This is a genomic window from Burkholderia sp. YIM B11467, assembly GCF_052952715.1.
In genome coordinates, this window is the sequence record NZ_JBQVSQ010000002.1 from 126,540 (window position 1) to 142,218 (window position 15,679).

The following is a 15,679-nucleotide window of genomic DNA, read 5'->3' on the forward strand; positions in this document are numbered from 1 at the left end:
GCGACGGCGAACAATCGCCCTGCGCAACCTGGGGATTTCGCGCGATGCTATCGTGGCGTGTCCCTCTTATCGGTGCAGGTTCATGACTGACTCGTTCGACCTCTCGCGCTTTTTTTCCCGCATCGGCTACGACGGCCCGGCTGAGCCCACGCTCGACGTGCTGCGCCGGCTGCATCTGCTGCACCCGCAGGCGATTCCGTTCGAAAACCTCAATCCGCTGACGGGCGCGCGTGTTGCGCTCGACGTGCCCGCGATCGTCGACAAGGTGATCGGGCACCGCCGCGGCGGCTACTGCTTCGAACTCAACAAGCTGTTCCATACGGCGCTCACGACGATCGGCTTTCGCGTGACGCCGCTGATCGCGCGCGTGCGCTGGATGATGCCGCCCGAGATCGTCACCGCGCAGACCCACATGGTGCTGCGCATCGATCTCGACGATGCGGTCTGGCTCGCGGACATCGGCTTCGGCAGCGCGACGCTGACCGCGCCGCTGCGCTTCGTGCCGGGCGAGCGGCAACTGACGCCGCACGGCGCGTTTCGGGTGATCGATGCGCCGGTCGACGGCGAATTCGACCTGCAGTTCGAGACGCCCGACGGCTGGCAGACCACCTACCGTTTCTCGCTGAAGCCGACCGAGTGGATCGATTACGACGCCGCGAACTGGTTCACGTCGACGTATCCCGAATCGATCTTCCTGAACGACCTGATCGCGTGCCGCGTGCTGCCGGACGGCCGTGCGGCGCTGCGCAACACCACGCTGACGCTGCGCGACGCGGCGGGTGCCGGGCGCACCGTCACGTTCGACGACGCGGCCGCGTGGGGCGCATGCCTGCGCGACACGATCGGCATCGATACGACGGGATTCGATCTCGACGCACTGTTCGCGCGGCTGGCGGCGCGCGCCGCGAAGTAACCCGAACCCACGGTATTTACAGGCGGCCCGCACACGGGCCGCGCCCGATCACGCGGTCCATCGCCATCACCCGCACTTGATTTTTGCTAGATTGCTAGCATACTAGCTTTCATGATCGACGAAGAAGTGAAGCAATTCAACGTGTACCTGCCGCTCAGCCTGATCCGGCAGGTCAAGCATCGCGCCATCGAAACGGAGCAATCGCTGTCCGCACTGGTGGCCGACGCGTTGCGCGCGTACCTGGCTGCGCCGCAGCCGGGCGCGGGGCCGTCCAACAAGGAGGAGTGACATGTCATCCGAGCGAATCGAAGCCGTGTTCCTGACCACGCACAACTGGGGCAAGTCGGCGAAGTTCTTCCAGGCGCTGGGCTTCAAGCTGGAATTCGAAACCGATCACCAGTCGGGCCAGTTGCGCAGCGGCGACGGTCCCTATCTGTTCATCGCCGAGGTGCCGCCGGGCGAGACGCCGGACCTGCAGGTCGTGCTCAAGGTGCCGGACGAGCAGGCGGTGCAGCCGCAGCCGATCGTCGATGTCGTCACGCCGTTCGAGGACACGCACTGGGGCACGCGCGACATGACCGTGCGCGACCCGGACGGCCGCGTGTGGCGGCTGCAGGCGCCGGGCAAGCAGGGTGCGTGAGGCCGCCATGACCGATACCCGCGAAGACGCCCCCGACAGCACCGCCGCGCGCGTTGCGCTGTGGCGCGCGCTGCATGTCGAACTCGATGCGCCGCCGCACGTGCTCGCCGACGAAATCGGGCTCCGGTTGCTCGCGCCGGCACCGGGCTGGCAGCAGCGCGGCGACATGGATCCGCAGTTCACGCGGCCGTTCCGCGCGTCGATCGTCGCGCGTGCGCGCTTCATCGAGGATCTCGTGGTCGAGCAGGCCGCGCACGGCGTGAGCCAGTACGTGATCCTCGGCGCGGGCCTCGACAGCTTCGTGCAGCGCCGGCCCGACATGGCGTCGCGCGTGACCGTGTTCGAAGTCGACCCGCCGGCGCCGCAGGCATGGAAGCAGCGCCGTCTGGTCGAGCTCGGCTTCGGCGTGCCCGACTGGCTGCGTTTCGTGCCGGTCGATTTCGAGGCGAAGCAGTCGTGGCGCGATGCGCTCGTCGCCGCGGACTTCGATACCGGCAAGCCGGCGGTCGTGGTGTCCACTGGCGTCAGCATGTACCTGACGCGCGAGGCGAACGCGGCCGCGCTGCGCGAAGTCGCGTCGCTCGCGCCGGGCTCGACGCTCGCGATGACGTTCCTGCTGCCGTTGGAGAATGCGGATCCGGACGTGCGCCCCGGGCTGGAAATGGCCGCGAAGGGCGCGCGCGCGAGCGGCACGCCGTTCATCAGCTTCTTCATGCCGGCGCAGATCCAGGTACTCGCGCGGGAGGCCGGCTTTGCGACCGCCGCGCACGTATCGGCCGCCGAACTGACGCGCCGTTATTTCGCTGATCGCACCGACGGCCTGCGGCCGCCGAACAACGCGGAAGAGCTGCTGGTCGCGACCGTCTGACCCGTCACGCGCGTTCGAGCACGGCCATCTCCCGCACGATCACGAGCAGCACCGCGAGACTTGCGCCGCCCGACGCGCGCAGGTCCGCGAGCAGATGCGCGTAGCGTTCGAGCGCGGCCTCGCGGCGCTCGCGCCATGCGCCGACGATCGTCTCCGGCGTGGTCGAATCCGGCGACTCCGCGAGCGCGCTCGTGGCGAGCGTGCGCTTGAGGCGCGCGACTTCCGCGAGCGCGGCCGCGCGCGCCAGCATGTCCCAGTGCGTCGGCGTCGGCAGGGTCGCCGCGCGTTCGCTGATCCAGCCGTAATTGAGCAGCGTGCCGAGCGAGAAATAGACGCCCGCGACGAGTTCGAGGCTGCGGTTGCTGGTCGCGGCCACTTCGGCGATGTCGAGCAGCGCGGCCGAGATGTCGCCGCTCGCGACGCGCACGGCGAGCGCGCTGTCCACGCCGGCTTCGACCAGCACGCGCTGCCGCTCGGACAGCGCTTCGAGATCGTCGGCCGGCAGCAGCGACGGCAGTTGCGGCGCGAGCCGCTGCGCCGCGTCGCCGCAGCGCGCGATCAGCTCGGCGACGCCGCCGTCGGCCACCGCGCCGGACTGCAGGTGCCGCAGGAACCACAGTGCCGCGCGCTCCAGCAGCCGCGCGACGTCGACGAACATGCGCGCCTGCACGTCGTCGGCGACGCGGTTGTCGAGCGCGTCGATGTCGCGCCATACCGCATCGAGGTCGAACACGTCGCGCGCCATGATGCATGCGCGCACGATGTCGCCCGGCTTCGCGTCGGTTTCCTCCATCAGCCGGTGCACGAACGCGCAGCCGACCCGGTTCACGAGCGCATTGGTCAGGTGCGTCGCGAGAATCTCGCGGCGCAGCGGATGGCGGCGCATTGGCTCGCTGAAGCGTTGCTGCAGCGGCTTCGGGAAGTAGTCGACGAGCATCGCGGCAACCAGCGGATCCTCGGGCACGTCGGATTCGAGCAGCGCGTCGTAGAGCCACATCTTGCTGTACGCGAGCAGCACCGCGCGCTCGGGCGACGTCAGGCCGAGCTTCGCGGCCTGACGTTCGGCGACTTCGTCGTCGGTCGGCAGGAATTCGATCACGCGGTTCAGGCGGCCCGCGCGTTCGAGCCAGCGCATCAGGCGCGCCTCGGCATCGAGCAGCTCGACCGCATAACGACCCGCGATCGACAGCGCCTGCGTCTGGTAGTAGTTGTCGCGCAGCACGAGCAGCCCGACTTCGTCGGTCATCTCCGCGAGCAGCGCGTTGCGTTGCTTCTCGGTCATCTCGCCGTCGGAGACGACGAGCCCGAGCAGGATCTTGATGTTGACTTCGTGATCCGAACAATCGACGCCGGCGGAGTTGTCGATCGCATCGGTGTTCATGCGGCCGCCGCGCTGTGCGAATTCGATGCGGCCGAATTGCGTGCAGCCGAGGTTGCCGCCTTCGCCGATGACCTTGCAGCGCAGGTCCGCGCCGTTCACGCGCACCGCGTCGTTCGCGCGGTCGCCGACCTGCAGGTGGGTTTCGCGCGCGGCCTTCACGTAGGTGCCGATGCCGCCGTTGTACAGCAGGTCGACCGGCGCCTGCAGGATCGCGCGGATCAGCTCGGTCGGCGGCAGCGCGTGCGCGTCGATGCCGAGCGCGGCCTGCACGGCCGGCGACAGCGGGATCGTCTTCGCGGTGCGCGGATAGACGCCGCCGCCCGCCGAAATCGCGGCCGGATCGTAGTCGGCCCAGCTCGAGCGTTCGAGCGCGAACATGCGCTCGCGCTCCGCGAAGCTCGTCGCGGGGTCGGGGTTCGGGTCGAGGAACACGTGCCGGTGATCGAATGCGGCGACGAGCCGGATATGCGGCGACAGCAGCATCCCGTTGCCGAACACGTCGCCCGACATGTCGCCGACGCCGACCACGGTGAAGTCGGTCGTCTGCGTATCGACGCCCATCTCGCGGAAGTGCCGCTTCACCGATTCCCAGGCGCCGCGCGCGGTGATCGCCATCTTCTTGTGGTCGTAGCCGACCGAGCCGCCGGACGCGAACGCGTCGTCGAGCCAGAAGCCGTATTCGTGCGAAATCGCGTTCGCATAGTCGGAGAAGGTGGCCGTGCCCTTGTCGGCGGCGACGACCAGATACGGATCGTCGGGGTCGTGACGGACGACGTCGGGCGGCGGCACGATCGCGTTGCTCACCAGGTTGTCGGTCAGGTCGAGCAGGCCGCGCAGGAACGTCTGGTAGCACGCGATGCCTTCGCGCATCCACGCTTCGCGATCGCTCGGCGGCGGCGGGTTCTTCACGACGAAGCCGCCTTTCGAGCCGACCGGCACGATCACGACGTTCTTCACCATCTGCGCCTTCATCAGCCCGAGCACCTCGGTACGGAAATCCTCGCGGCGATCCGACCAGCGCAGGCCGCCGCGCGCGACGCGCCCGCCGCGCAGGTGGACGCCCTCGACACGCGGCGAATACACCCAGATCTCGAACATCGGCTTCGGTTCGGGCAGGCCCGGCACTTTCGCCGGATTGAACTTGAACGACAGATAGGGTTTCGATGCGCCGTTCGCGTCGAGCAGGAAATAGTTCGTGCGCTCGGTCGCGTTGATCACGCCGAGGAACTGGCGCAGGATGCGGTCCTCGTCGAGGTTCGGCACCTGGTCCAGCGCGGCTTCGATCGCCTTCAGCAGCCGTTCGGCCTGCGCGTCGCGCGTGTCGCCGGTGCGCGGATCGAAGCGCAGCAGGAACAGCTCGACGAACTGCCGCGCGATCGCCGGATTGCCGGTCAGCGCACGTTCGATATACGCGTCGCTGAACGTCGAGCCGACCTGCCGCAGGTATTTCGCATACGCGCGCAGGATCGTCACTTCGCGTGCGCTCAACTGCGCGCGCAGCACGAGGCGGTTGAAGTCGTCGTTTTCGATCCGGCCGTTCCAGATCCGGTCGAACGCATCCTCGAACAGGTCTTTCACGCGCTCGATGTCGAACTCGGCATCGTCGGCGAGTTCGAGGCCGAAGTCGTGCACCCACGCATGCGCGGCGTCCTGCGACTGGATCCGGTACGGCCGCTCCTCGTCGACGCGCACGCCGAGATGCTCGAGCATCGGCAGGCTGCGCGACAGCGCGATCGGGTCGCCGGCGCGAAAGACCTTGAAGCGGAATGCGCGCGGTTCGGCCTCGATCGGCCGGTACAGGTTCATCGCGAGCTGGCCCGAATCCTTCACGCGCTCGATCAGCTCGATGTCGCGCACGGCCGTGCGCGCCGGATAGTCGTCGCGATAACCGGCCGGGAACGAGTCGGCATAACGTTGCAGCAGGCGGTTGCCTTGCTCTTCGCCGAAGGTGTCGAGCAGCGCGTCGGCGAGATCGTCCTGCCAGCGGCGCGTGACCTGCACGAGCCGCGTTTCGAGCTCGCGTGTGTCGACGTCGGGCATCGTGCCCGGTTCGGCGTGCACGACGAAATGAATCCGTGCGATCGCCGATTCCGACAGCAGCGGTGTGAATTCGACGTTCACGCCGTTGTACGCGTCGATCAGCAGCTTCGCGATGCGCCGGCGCAGGTCGGTGTTGTACTTGTCGCGCGGTACGAACACGAGGCACGACACGAAGCGGTCGAACCGGTCGCGGCGCACGAACAGGCGCGTACGCTGGTGTTCCTGCAGCCGCAGGATGCCGAGCGCGATGTCGTAGAGCTGGTCTTCGTCGGCCTGGAACAGCTCGTCGCGCGGATAGGTTTCGAGCACGGTCACGAGCGACTTGCCGAGATGCCCCTTCGGCAAAAAGCCCGCGCGCCGCACGATGTTCGCGCACTTGCGGCGCACGATCGGGATCTCGGCGCTCGACACCATGTACGCGGTCGACGTGTAGAGCCCGATGAAACGGCGCTCGCCGGTGACCTTGCCGTCGGCGCCGACCAGCTTCACGCCCACGTAGTCGAGATAGCCGGGCCGGTGCACGGTCGCGCGCGAATTCGCCTTGGTCAGGAAGATGGGCCACGCGCCCATGATGATGTCCGCGGCGGCCGGCGGCAGCGGCGTCACGTCGGGCGCGCCCGTCGTGCGCAGCGATTCGCGCAGGATGCCGAGGCCCGTGCCCTCGATGCCGCGCAGGCCGAAGCCGGTGCCGTCCGACACGAGCGCGTAGTCGCGGTGGCCGAGGAACGTGAAGTGATCCGCGGCCATCCATTCGAGGAACGCGCGCGCCTCGAGGTCTTCCGCGGTCGATTCGCGCGCCTTCATCTCCTTGATCGTCGCGCGCGCGATGTCGACGATCTTCGGCCAATCCTCGACCGATGCGCGCACGTCGCCGAGCACGTGCGCGATGTCCTCGCGCAGCGTGTCGAGCAGCGCCGCGTCGCCGCAGCGATCGACTTCGAAGTGGATGAACGACGCGAGTTGCGACTGGCCGTCGCCGGGCGTCGCGCCGCCCGCGTCGACGCGCTCGATGCCGCCGCTGGTGCCGCGCCAGATGCGGAACACCGGGTGCAACGCCGAATGCAGCGCGAGCCCGAGGCGGTTGACGGCCATCGTCACCGAGTCGACGAGGAACGGCATGTCGTCGTTGACGATCTCGATGACCGTGTGGTCGGAGTGCCAGCCGTGCTGTTCGAGGATCGGGTTGTATACGCGCAGCCGCTCGCTGCCGGGGACGTATTTCTGGGCGGTCTGCCAGTGCGCCATCGCGGCGCCGTACAGATCGGCGATGCTGCGGTTCTGCAGATCGTCGGCGTCGACGAAATCGTAGTAATGACGCAGGAATGGTTCGACGATTCGGAACGTGGCTTCGGGCAGGCGCCCGCGCGCGAATTCGACGACATCGGAGAGCAGGTGTGCGACGACTTCCTCGTTCTTCGCTTCCATGGCGGTCTCCCGGGTGGCCATTGGCTGCTGCGTCTGTCCGGCATTATGCGCCGATTGCGTGACAAAGCGATGTGCGGGCGCACAACGCGGGCGGGGGGAGAAGGCCGCACCGCAGTGCCTGTCGCGGGCACTGCAGGGTGTGACTCAGCGCAGTGCCGGCGGCGCAGTAGCGACGCCGGCTATTAAGCTCAGCGCTCGTCGCTCCACAGCTTCCCGGCCGTCGCCCAGTTCTCTTTCTTCACATCGGTGAGGATGATGTCGACCGAGCCCGGCGCGCAGCCGAGCGTCTCGCACGTGACACGCGTGATCGCTTCGACGAATTCGCGCTTCTGTTCGACGGTGCGGCCTTCGAACAGCTGGATATTGAAAGTCGGCATGACAAGTGCTCCGGTTGGGTTTGAACGATGCGGCCGCGGTCGCGGCCATGATTGCGGCGTCAGTCGCGATACGACGGATCGATCCGGTCGAGCCGGCGCAGCAGCGCCGGCCATTCCAGTTCGCCTTCGATCGCGCCGCCGTCGCGCAGTTGTTCGGCGGTGCGGTCCGCGACGGCCGGGTCGGGCAGCACGAGCGGCCCGCCACCTGCCTGCGCGCGGACCTGGATGTCGCACGCCTTGATCAGCGTATCCATCAGCACATAAGCTTCGGCAACGGTGCGGCCGACCGTCAGCGTGCCGTGATTGCGCAGCAGCATCGCGGATTTCGCGCCGAGGCTCGCGGTCAGCCGCGCGCCTTCGGCCGGCGAGAACGCGAGCGCTTCGTAGTCGTGGTACCCGAGGTCGCCATGAAACCGCAGCGCGTGCTGCGACGCGGGCAGCAGTCCGTCGCGCTGGATCGACACCGCAATGCCGGCCGTATTGTGCAGATGCATCACGCAGACGGCATCGGCGCGCGCGGCATGGACGGCCGCGTGCAGCGCGAAGCCCGTCACGTTGACCGCGTGCTCGCTGTCGCCGATCCGGTTGCCGGCCAGGTCGATCTTCACGAGATTCGATGCGCGAACCTCGTCGAACGTGAGGCCGAACGGGTTGATCAGGAAGTGGCCGGGCTCGCCGGGCACGGTCGCGGAAAGATGCGTGTAGATCAGGTCGTCCCAGCCGTTCAGCGCGACGAGCCGATACGCGGCGGCGAGGTCGACGCGCAGCCGGCGTTCGGCGTCCGAGATCGGGCCGCCGGGCTTCACGGCATCAGGACGGTGTGCGAATGACGACATCGGTTTCTCCGAGGGTGAAGCGGCGCGCGACCGCCACCGTGACCCACGACGCAAGCGCGAACGGGGCCGTGAATGCGGGCATGCCCGCGCGCGTCGCGAGCCACTGGATCAGTGCGGCGAGCGCGGCGGCCGCGAGTGCCGCGCGCGGGCCGCGCGGCATCAGCGCGAGCGCGGCGAGCGCGCCGTTGAAACCCAGCAGGCCATCGGCGTACGACGCGCCGCTCGCGCCGAGCGCGACCAGCAGCACGGTCGACACGATGGCGCCGCCGAGCGCGACCAGCAGCACGGTCGACACGATGGCGCCGCCGAGCGCGAATGCGGCTGCACGGCGCGACGCGGCGGCGATGCCGGCGACGATCAGCGCGCCGGCCCATGCACCTTGCGCGAAGGTGGTCTGGGCGACGCCCGAGAGCAGCGCGTCGGCGACGGAAGAAAGCGTCAGCGCCGCGTCGGCCGCGGCGCCGTTCGCATGCTGCAGCGCGACAAACGGCAGCCACAGTGCGGTGACGGCGAGGCACGGGCTCGAATACGGACACTGGCGCCAGCGGGCGAGCGGCACGCGCATCGCGCGCTGCACGAGCGCCGCGCCGATCGCGGCCAGCGGCACCAGCGCGACGGCTGCGAGCGAATCGGGCGCGAACAGCACCGCGATCAGCGCGGCGAGCGCGCCGTTGAAACCGTGCAGCCCCTGTTCGACGTCGCGGCGCTCGGCGCCCGTCAGCACGGCGGTCATGCTGGCGGCGGCCGAGCCGAGCAGCGCCGCTGACGCGAGCCGCAGGTCGGTCAGCGCCAGCGCGGCGAGCAGCAGCGCGCCGGTCAGCGCATTCGCCTGCAGTACGATCTGCCCGATGCCGCGCAGCAAAATGCGCAGGTCGATCGACGGCGAAGCGGGGCGGGCGGTAGGCATGGCGGCGGCGGAACAGGACGAGCCGCGAGCATAGGACACAATCTCATGCACCGGAATAGGGAATTCTGGATAGTCAGGATTTGTGTTCGGTGCCCCAGAACGGGGAATGGGTAGGTTTGACCGGGGCTAAGTTAGCGTTTTTTGTGCGTTGCCTGCTTTGTTGGCGAGTTTGGGTATCGGCTGGCGTTTTCGTGACGGGACTTGTACAACGATGCCCCGAATCGGGGAAACCGGGAGGTGGAACGATGCGTGAAGTGCGTTGGGCGTCGCTCGAAGGCGACGGGGTCGAACATCTGACGTTCGACCGGAGCGGTGGCGGGATCGTCGTCGAAAGCGCGGTGGTCGGCCAGCGCTATGGCCGCGCATACGGGCTCGCGTATCGCGTCGAATGCGATCCGCACTGGCGCGTGACCTACGCGGTGCTCAAGGTGATGGGCGGCGGCACGCTCGAACTGCGTGGCGACGGCGCAGGCCACTGGCACGACGGCGCGGGCCGCGCGCTGCCGGAACTGGACGGCTGCATCGATATCGACATCGCGGCGACGCCGTTCACGAATTCGCTGCCGATCGGCCGCCTCGGGCTCGCACGCGGCGAACGGCGGCCGATCGACGTCGCGTACATCTCGACACCGGACCTGAAGGTCACGCCGGTCAAGCAGGCCTACGCGTGCATCGAGCCGGGCCGGCGCTACCGCTACGAAGGGATCTTCCGGAATTTCACGGCCGAGATGGATATCGACGACGACGGGCTCGTTGTCGACTACGAGACGCTGTTCAGACGCCTGCCGGCGCCGACCGGGCGCTGAACCGCGGCGTTCGTGACTGCCGGCCGTTCGTGCGCGGATGCGAAGCGGTCGATCCGCGACGCGATCATGTCGGGGTGGCGCAGCACGATCCAGTGCGTGCCGTCGATTTCCTCGCGCACGTGGTCGCCGAGCCAGCGGTCGAGATCGACCGACATCTCGGGCGTCACGTAACGATCGCGCACGGGTACCAGGATCTGCACGGGCGCCTGCGCGTACCGTTCGCGCGGCTTGCGCGCCCGCGCCAGGAAGTTCGCGCGGTAGAGCTGCAGGCCGTTCAGCGCGTTCTTCAGTTGCACGGGGTCGCGCTCGGCGCGCACGCGTTCGGTGAGCTGCAGCCAGCGCGGCCACAGTGCCGCGCCGCCGAGCCGCCACACCAGTGACGGCACGACCGGCAGATGGAAGAACGCGATGTACCACGACTTCAGGCTCTGCTTGAGCCGCATCTTCGCGCGGAACACGTGATCGAGGCACGGGCCCGAGATCGACGTGTACGACGCGATCCGGCCACGGAACGCGGGGTCGGTCACGGCCTCCCAGCACTGGATCGAGCCCCAGTCGTGGCCGACGAGGTGGAATGGCCGGCCGCCGCAGGTCGCGTCGGCCACCGCCTTCAGGTCGTCCGCGAGCCGCGCGAGCGTGTAGTCGGCGCGGCGGCGCGGCGCATCGGACGCGCCGGCGCCGCGCACGTCGTACGCGATCACGCGGTAGCGCTTAGACAGCCGCGCGCGGATCGGCGCCCACACGGCCGCCGAATCGGGGTAGCCGTGCACGAGAATCAGCGGCGGCGCGCGCCGCGACCCGCTTGCATAGACGGCGAGTTTCACGTCGCCGGACTGGACGGTCAGCATCTCGTGGGCGCGGGCCATGGCGTCACGCCTGCGGAACCGGGTGCAGCGGCACGCGGCGCGGGGCGGCTTGCGCCGCATAACGCGCGTTGGTCGCGTCGATGTTCTCGAGCAACGTGTCGAGCCCCTGCAGGTACTGATGGTTGTCGTGGTCCCACGGGTGGAAGCCCGGGCGGAAGTAGTCGAGCCATTCGCGCGCGATGCTCGGGAACACGCCGTGCTTCGGGCTGTACAGATACTTCACGAGGCGCCACATGCCGCCGAACTTGCCGTGCTCGCGACGGTGCGCGCGCATCAGGCGCACGTGGAAGTCGAACACGATCGTCCAGAAGAACACCGTCGTCGTCAGCATCGTGCCCGTGCGCAGCAGATAACTGCCGAGGCCCGGCTTCATCACGGTGGTCCATACGTCGTACGACACCGCCTTGTGCTCGGTTTCCTCCATCGCGTGCCACATCCACATCTGCTGGTAGCCCTCGACCGAGCCGTCGATCCGGTGCTCGTGGCCCGACAGCAGCTGGTTCGCGAGGATCGCCGTGTAGTGCTCGAGCGCGATCGTGATCGCGAGCTGCATCGAATGCGGCAACGCCTTCCTGAACCAGCCGAGGATCGTCCACAGCCGTTTGTCGAGTTTGTGCGCGGGTAGGCCCGCCGCTTGCAGCAGGTCGTTGTATTCGATGTGCTCGCGCGTGTGCATCGCTTCCTGGCCGATGAAACCGAGCACCTGCTTCTTCAGTTCGGGATCCTCGATCTGGTCGCGGTAGTTGCGCACCGAATCCATGAAGAAGCGTTCGCCGGCCGGGAACAGCAGCGACAGCGCATTCATGAAGTGCGTGACCGGCACGCCCTGCACATGCCAGTCGCGCGCGCGTTCGGGCGGCAGCGCGAAACGGATGTCGCGTCGCACCGGCATCATGTTCGGGGTCGTCATGATTGTTCTCCTCCCTGATTGCCTGCATTGTTGTACGTGGCGTGCAGCGGCGCGGGCGCCGGCGTGCCGTGTGCGGTCTGGCGGCGTGCCTTCGCGGCCTCGCGGCGGGTCGCCAGCACGACGAGCGCCTGATACGCGGACGGCAGGATACGCGCCATCCAGTCGCCGGCCTTCGCATCGCGGCCGATCAGCACGCGGCGCTTGTTCCGGCGCACGCCGGCGAGGATCGTGCGTGCGGCGTCGTCGGCGGTCGTGATGAAGAACTTCTCGAACGTGTCCCGGCCTTGCTGCTCGCTCGCGACCATGAAGCCGACCATGTTCTTCGACACGCGGCTCGCCTGCGCGATGTTCGTGCGGATGCCGCCCGGATGCACGCAGGTCGCCGACACGCCGCACTTCATCATGTCGAGTTCCTGGCGCAGCGATTCAGTGAAGCCGCGCACCGCGAACTTGGTCGCGTTGTAGCCGCTCATGCCCGGCTGCGCGAAGATCCCGAACAGGCTCGACGTGTTGATCACGTGGCCGTCGCCCGATGCCTTCAGGTACGGCAGGAACGCCTTCGTGCCGTGCACGACGCCCCAGAAGTTGATGTTCACGATCCACTCGAGATCGCTGTATTCCATGCCTTCGATCGTGCTCGACAGCGCGACGCCCGCGTTGTTGAAGATCAGGTTGACCTTGCCGTGTTCCTTCGCGGTGTCGTCGGCCCACGCGAACATCGCGTCGCGTTCGCCGACGTCGAGCACGCGCGTCGACACGCGCACGTTCGGCGCGATCGCGCGGACGATCCGTTCGGTTTCCGCGAGGCCGACGCCGTTCTTGTCGGCGAGCGACACATGGCAGCCGGCCTGTGCGAGCTGGATCGCGAGCGAGCGGCCCATGCCCGAGCCGGCACCCGTGATCGCGGCGACCTTGTTGGCGAAATCTCTCATGTCGGTGGCTCCTTGTCTGGCTCAGGCCGCTTCGGCGGAAGTGGAAGCGGAAGCGGCGGGCGCGGCGACGGGCCGCGCAGTCGTGTCGTGTTGCGGCGCGCGATACGCGTGGTAATCGGCGATCGAGAAGCGCGCGGTCGCCTGGCGGAAGCGCCACGTGAAGCCCGGCCACAGCGTCGTGTTCTTGCCCGTGCGCGGGTCGAGATACCAGCTCTTGCAGCCGCCCGTCGACCAGATCGCCTTCTTCAGCTTGCCCTGCAGGTCGCTGTTGAACTGCGCCTCGACGAGCGGACGCACCTCGATCGCATCCGCTCGCTCGCGGTGCATCGCCTGCAGCGCGCCGAGGATGTATTCGATCTGCGACTCGATCATGAACACCATCGAGTTGTGGCCGAGGCCCGTGTTCGGGCCGACGATCATGAAAAAGTTCGGGTAGCCGGGCAGCGTCGAGCCGAGATACGCGTGCGCGCCGTCGCGCCACGCATCGACGATGTCGAGGCCGCCGCGGCCGACGATCGCGCCGCGCGGGAACGGATCGGCAACCTGGAAGCCGGTGCCGTAGATCAGGCAGTCGACTTCATGGCGCTTGCCGTCGGTCGTCACGACCGCGTCGGCCTCGATGTGGTCGATGCCGGTCGTGATCACGTCGACGTTCTTGCGCGACAGCGCCGGGTAGTAGTCGTTCGAGATCAGCACGCGCTTGCAGCCGAGCGTGTAATTCGGCGTGACGGTCTTGCGCAGCTCCGGATCGGGAATCTGCTTGCGGATGTGGCGCAGCGCGAGCTTCTGCACGTTCTTCATCAGCGACGGATGGATCGCGAAACCGAGCACGCGCGATTCGAGCATCCAGTAGATGCCGCTGCGCACGGCCTTCTGCGTGAACGGCAGCGTGCGGAACAGCCACTTCTCGAGGCCGCTCAGGTTGCGGTCCGGTTTCGGCATGATCCACGGCGGCGTGCGCTGGAACAGCGCGAGTTCCTTCACACGCGGTGCGATCTGCGGCACGAACTGGATCGCGCTCGCGCCGGTGCCGATCACCGCGACGCGTTTGCCTTCGAGCGCGTAGTCGTGATCCCAATGCTGCGAATGGAACGCGCGGCCCTTGAAGTTCTCGACGCCGGGAATCGCCGGCAGCGCGGCGCGCGACAGGCCGCCCATCCCCGACACCAGCACGCGCGCGGACAGCCGCTTGCCGTTCGCGAACGTGAGGCGCCAGCGCTGCGCGGCTTCGTCGTACTCGGCGCGCTGCAGTTCGTGGTTCAGGCGCAGGTGCGGGCCGACCCCGAAGCGCTGCACGCAGTCTTCCAGATACGCGCGGATCTCCGGCTGCGGCGCGAACATGCGCGTCCAGCGCGGGTTCGGCGCGAACGAGAACGAATAGACGTGCGATTGCACGTCGCATGCACACCCGGGGTAATGATTGTCGCGCCACGTGCCGCCGACCGACGCGGCCTTCTCGAGGACGACGAAGTCGGTCACGCCTGTTTGCCGCAGGCGGATCGCCATCCCGAGACCGGCGAAGCCGGTACCGATGATGGCGATATCGATGGTTTCGTCCTGGCCGTCGTGGCCGGGCGGACCGAAAGGCAACGTGCGAGCATTCATCCGGGTGTCTCCGATTTGGCTCATTTTCGAATGTTACATTGTTTGATGTAACGATAGTGGGTGAGCCCGGAAACCGCAAGAGGCTAGAAGCGCCGCTCTAAGGGCCGGAAACCAGACGGGAAAAGGCTGAGCGGGGTTTGGAACGGGCCGGTTTCCGCAATGCGGAATTCACGGAAAGGCCCGTCGATGGGGCGAGACAAGCGGTGGACGAGACCGCCGGCGCGCGGCGGTCTGTTTGAAACGGAATCAGGGGCGGATCGATCGGGCGGCGGTCTCATGGAAAACCCCGGCCACGATCATGACCTGCGCGAGCGCATAGAGGCCCCAGATCAGGTAGTCGATGCCGGGAAAGCCGCCGAGGAAGCGGCCGACGCCGATCAGCGTATCGGAGCCGACGAAGACCAGGCTGCCGACGGCCACCAGCGGGCCGTGCGTGCGGGCGGCGAGCGCGAAGCTCGCCATCACGCACAGCACCAGCATGTACACGGCGACCGGCGCCAGCAGCTCGCCGAGGTGCGGAAGGAAGGCCAGGTAGAACGCCGGCGCGGCGATCCACAGCACGACGAGCGCGCCGATGCGCCAGCCGTGCGGCCGCGCGCGCCAGCGGAAGAAAATCGCGCAATAGAAGAGATGCGTGAGCAGGAACGCGCCGAGGCCGAAGACGAACGACAGCGGCCAGTCGGGCAGCGCGAGCAGCACGTCGCCGAGCACGGCGGTCGCGAGCGCCGCGCACAGCCACGCGCGTTCGCGCCGCGCGCCGCAGGTGCTGCCTGCCGCGAGCAACAGGATGCCCATCGCGGCTTTCGCGGCGGCCTGGCCGGGATAGGGCGCGACGGCGAGCGACAGCCCGTACAGCAGCGCGGCGGCGACGGCGAGCGGCCAGAGCCGGCGGTAGGTGGCGGGAAGCGTGGCGATCAAGGCGGGTGTCTCCGGTTTGTTGTTGTCTGCGGTGGACGGCGCGCCGGCGGCGGCGCGGCTGCCGGCCATTATCCGGAAGAAAAGGCGTGCGAAAACCGGCGAATCCTTCTAGGAAACGGTGCCGATGCGGCCGCCGGATTTCTTCGACGCGTTGCCCCGGTCGAACCGGGGCAACGACTTCAATTCGGCTTGTTATGATCGCCGCCGTATTGCCGTTGTCGTTGTCCCGCCCGGCCGCGCGACTGGATGCGCAAG

General features: G+C 68.0%; 14 protein-coding genes. 5 read left to right on the forward strand and 9 right to left on the reverse strand.

Translation table 11 applies throughout. The features are described 5' to 3' along the window. Positions 1-82 precede the first annotated feature (82 nt). The 4 genes from ACTRWB_RS07780 (at position 83) to ACTRWB_RS07795 (ending at position 2,421) form a co-directional block, all read left to right on the forward strand. Positions 83-913: an arylamine N-acetyltransferase family protein gene (locus ACTRWB_RS07780; protein ID WP_446901488.1), complete on the forward strand. Its 831-nt coding sequence runs from the start codon at positions 83-85 to the stop codon at positions 911-913. A 111-nt stretch (positions 914-1,024) separates the two neighbouring features. Next, the gene (locus ACTRWB_RS07785; protein ID WP_446901489.1) at positions 1,025-1,201 is read left to right on the forward strand and encodes a ribbon-helix-helix domain-containing protein; all 177 of its coding nucleotides are present in this window, start codon (positions 1,025-1,027) and stop codon (positions 1,199-1,201) included. A 1-nt stretch (position 1,202) separates the two neighbouring features. Next, positions 1,203-1,553, forward strand: a complete 351-nt coding sequence (locus tag ACTRWB_RS07790) for a VOC family protein (RefSeq protein ID WP_446901490.1) — start codon at positions 1,203-1,205, stop codon at positions 1,551-1,553. 7 nt (positions 1,554-1,560) lie between these two features. Then, complete coding sequence (locus ACTRWB_RS07795; RefSeq protein ID WP_446901491.1) at positions 1,561-2,421, forward strand: class I SAM-dependent methyltransferase; 861 nt, start codon at positions 1,561-1,563, stop codon at positions 2,419-2,421. A gap of 4 nt (positions 2,422-2,425) precedes the next feature. Here ACTRWB_RS07795 and ACTRWB_RS07800 read toward each other — a convergent pair whose 3' ends face one another. The 4 genes from ACTRWB_RS07800 to ACTRWB_RS07815 all read right to left on the reverse strand — a co-directional run bounded on the left by ACTRWB_RS07800 (position 2,426) and on the right by ACTRWB_RS07815 (position 9,387). Continuing rightward, complete coding sequence (locus ACTRWB_RS07800) at positions 2,426-7,267, reverse strand: NAD-glutamate dehydrogenase (RefSeq protein ID WP_446901492.1); 4,842 nt, start codon at positions 7,265-7,267, stop codon at positions 2,426-2,428. 188 nt (positions 7,268-7,455) lie between these two features. Beyond that, complete coding sequence (locus tag ACTRWB_RS07805) at positions 7,456-7,644, reverse strand: 4-oxalocrotonate tautomerase (RefSeq protein ID WP_048247564.1); 189 nt, start codon at positions 7,642-7,644, stop codon at positions 7,456-7,458. Positions 7,645-7,703: 59 nt separating this feature from the next. Next, positions 7,704-8,480: a class II aldolase/adducin family protein gene (locus ACTRWB_RS07810; RefSeq protein ID WP_193100267.1), complete on the reverse strand. Its 777-nt coding sequence runs from the start codon at positions 8,478-8,480 to the stop codon at positions 7,704-7,706. After that, a complete protein-coding gene (locus ACTRWB_RS07815) occupies positions 8,455-9,387 on the reverse strand; it encodes an urea transporter (RefSeq protein ID WP_446901493.1) in 933 nt (310 codons plus the stop codon). Before ACTRWB_RS07815 ends, ACTRWB_RS07810 begins: the two co-directional genes overlap by 26 nt. 245 nt (positions 9,388-9,632) lie before the next feature. Here ACTRWB_RS07815 and ACTRWB_RS07820 point away from each other — a divergent pair, with 245 nt between their 5' ends. Next, positions 9,633-10,193 carry a putative glycolipid-binding domain-containing protein gene (locus ACTRWB_RS07820; RefSeq protein WP_129515190.1) on the forward strand — a complete coding sequence of 187 codons (561 nt, stop codon included), beginning with the start codon at positions 9,633-9,635 and terminating at the stop codon, positions 10,191-10,193. Here the strand turns inward: ACTRWB_RS07820 and ACTRWB_RS07825 are convergent. The 5 genes from ACTRWB_RS07825 to ACTRWB_RS07845 form a co-directional block, all read right to left on the reverse strand. Next, positions 10,148-11,059 carry an alpha/beta fold hydrolase gene (locus tag ACTRWB_RS07825; protein WP_446901494.1) on the reverse strand — a complete coding sequence of 304 codons (912 nt, stop codon included), beginning with the start codon at positions 11,057-11,059 and terminating at the stop codon, positions 10,148-10,150. The genes ACTRWB_RS07820 and ACTRWB_RS07825 overlap by 46 nt on opposite strands. A 4-nt stretch (positions 11,060-11,063) precedes the next feature. Further along, positions 11,064-11,969 (reverse strand): metal-dependent hydrolase, encoded by a 906-nt coding sequence (locus tag ACTRWB_RS07830; protein ID WP_048247432.1) that lies wholly within the window; start codon positions 11,967-11,969, stop codon positions 11,064-11,066. Further along, positions 11,966-12,901 carry an SDR family NAD(P)-dependent oxidoreductase gene (locus ACTRWB_RS07835; RefSeq protein ID WP_129515188.1) on the reverse strand — a complete coding sequence of 312 codons (936 nt, stop codon included), beginning with the start codon at positions 12,899-12,901 and terminating at the stop codon, positions 11,966-11,968. Before ACTRWB_RS07835 ends, ACTRWB_RS07830 begins: the two co-directional genes overlap by 4 nt. A 21-nt stretch (positions 12,902-12,922) precedes the next feature. Beyond that, positions 12,923-14,506 (reverse strand): flavin-containing monooxygenase, encoded by a 1,584-nt coding sequence (locus ACTRWB_RS07840; RefSeq protein WP_343493244.1) that lies wholly within the window; start codon positions 14,504-14,506, stop codon positions 12,923-12,925. A gap of 246 nt (positions 14,507-14,752) precedes the next feature. Next, positions 14,753-15,424, reverse strand: a complete 672-nt coding sequence (locus ACTRWB_RS07845) for a lysoplasmalogenase (protein WP_446901495.1) — start codon at positions 15,422-15,424, stop codon at positions 14,753-14,755. Between the last annotated feature and the right edge of the window lie 255 nt (positions 15,425-15,679).

Coding starts and splice junctions, on each gene's coding strand:
- ACTRWB_RS07795 (WP_446901491.1), top strand. CDS start 1,561: ATGACCGATACCCGCGAAGACGCCCCCGACAGCACCGCCGCGCGCGTT.
- ACTRWB_RS07800 (WP_446901492.1), bottom strand. CDS start 7,267: ATGGAAGCGAAGAACGAGGAAGTCGTCGCACACCTGCTCTCCGATGTC.
- ACTRWB_RS07830 (WP_048247432.1), bottom strand. CDS start 11,969: ATGACGACCCCGAACATGATGCCGGTGCGACGCGACATCCGTTTCGCG.
- ACTRWB_RS07820 (WP_129515190.1), top strand. CDS start 9,633: ATGCGTGAAGTGCGTTGGGCGTCGCTCGAAGGCGACGGGGTCGAACAT.
- ACTRWB_RS07825 (WP_446901494.1), bottom strand. CDS start 11,059: ATGGCCCGCGCCCACGAGATGCTGACCGTCCAGTCCGGCGACGTGAAA.
- ACTRWB_RS07815 (WP_446901493.1), bottom strand. CDS start 9,387: ATGCCTACCGCCCGCCCCGCTTCGCCGTCGATCGACCTGCGCATTTTG.
- ACTRWB_RS07780 (WP_446901488.1), top strand. CDS start 83: ATGACTGACTCGTTCGACCTCTCGCGCTTTTTTTCCCGCATCGGCTAC.
- ACTRWB_RS07805 (WP_048247564.1), bottom strand. CDS start 7,644: ATGCCGACTTTCAATATCCAGCTGTTCGAAGGCCGCACCGTCGAACAG.
- ACTRWB_RS07790 (WP_446901490.1), top strand. CDS start 1,203: ATGTCATCCGAGCGAATCGAAGCCGTGTTCCTGACCACGCACAACTGG.
- ACTRWB_RS07785 (WP_446901489.1), top strand. CDS start 1,025: ATGATCGACGAAGAAGTGAAGCAATTCAACGTGTACCTGCCGCTCAGC.
- ACTRWB_RS07810 (WP_193100267.1), bottom strand. CDS start 8,480: ATGTCGTCATTCGCACACCGTCCTGATGCCGTGAAGCCCGGCGGCCCG.
- ACTRWB_RS07840 (WP_343493244.1), bottom strand. CDS start 14,506: ATGAATGCTCGCACGTTGCCTTTCGGTCCGCCCGGCCACGACGGCCAG.
- ACTRWB_RS07835 (WP_129515188.1), bottom strand. CDS start 12,901: ATGAGAGATTTCGCCAACAAGGTCGCCGCGATCACGGGTGCCGGCTCG.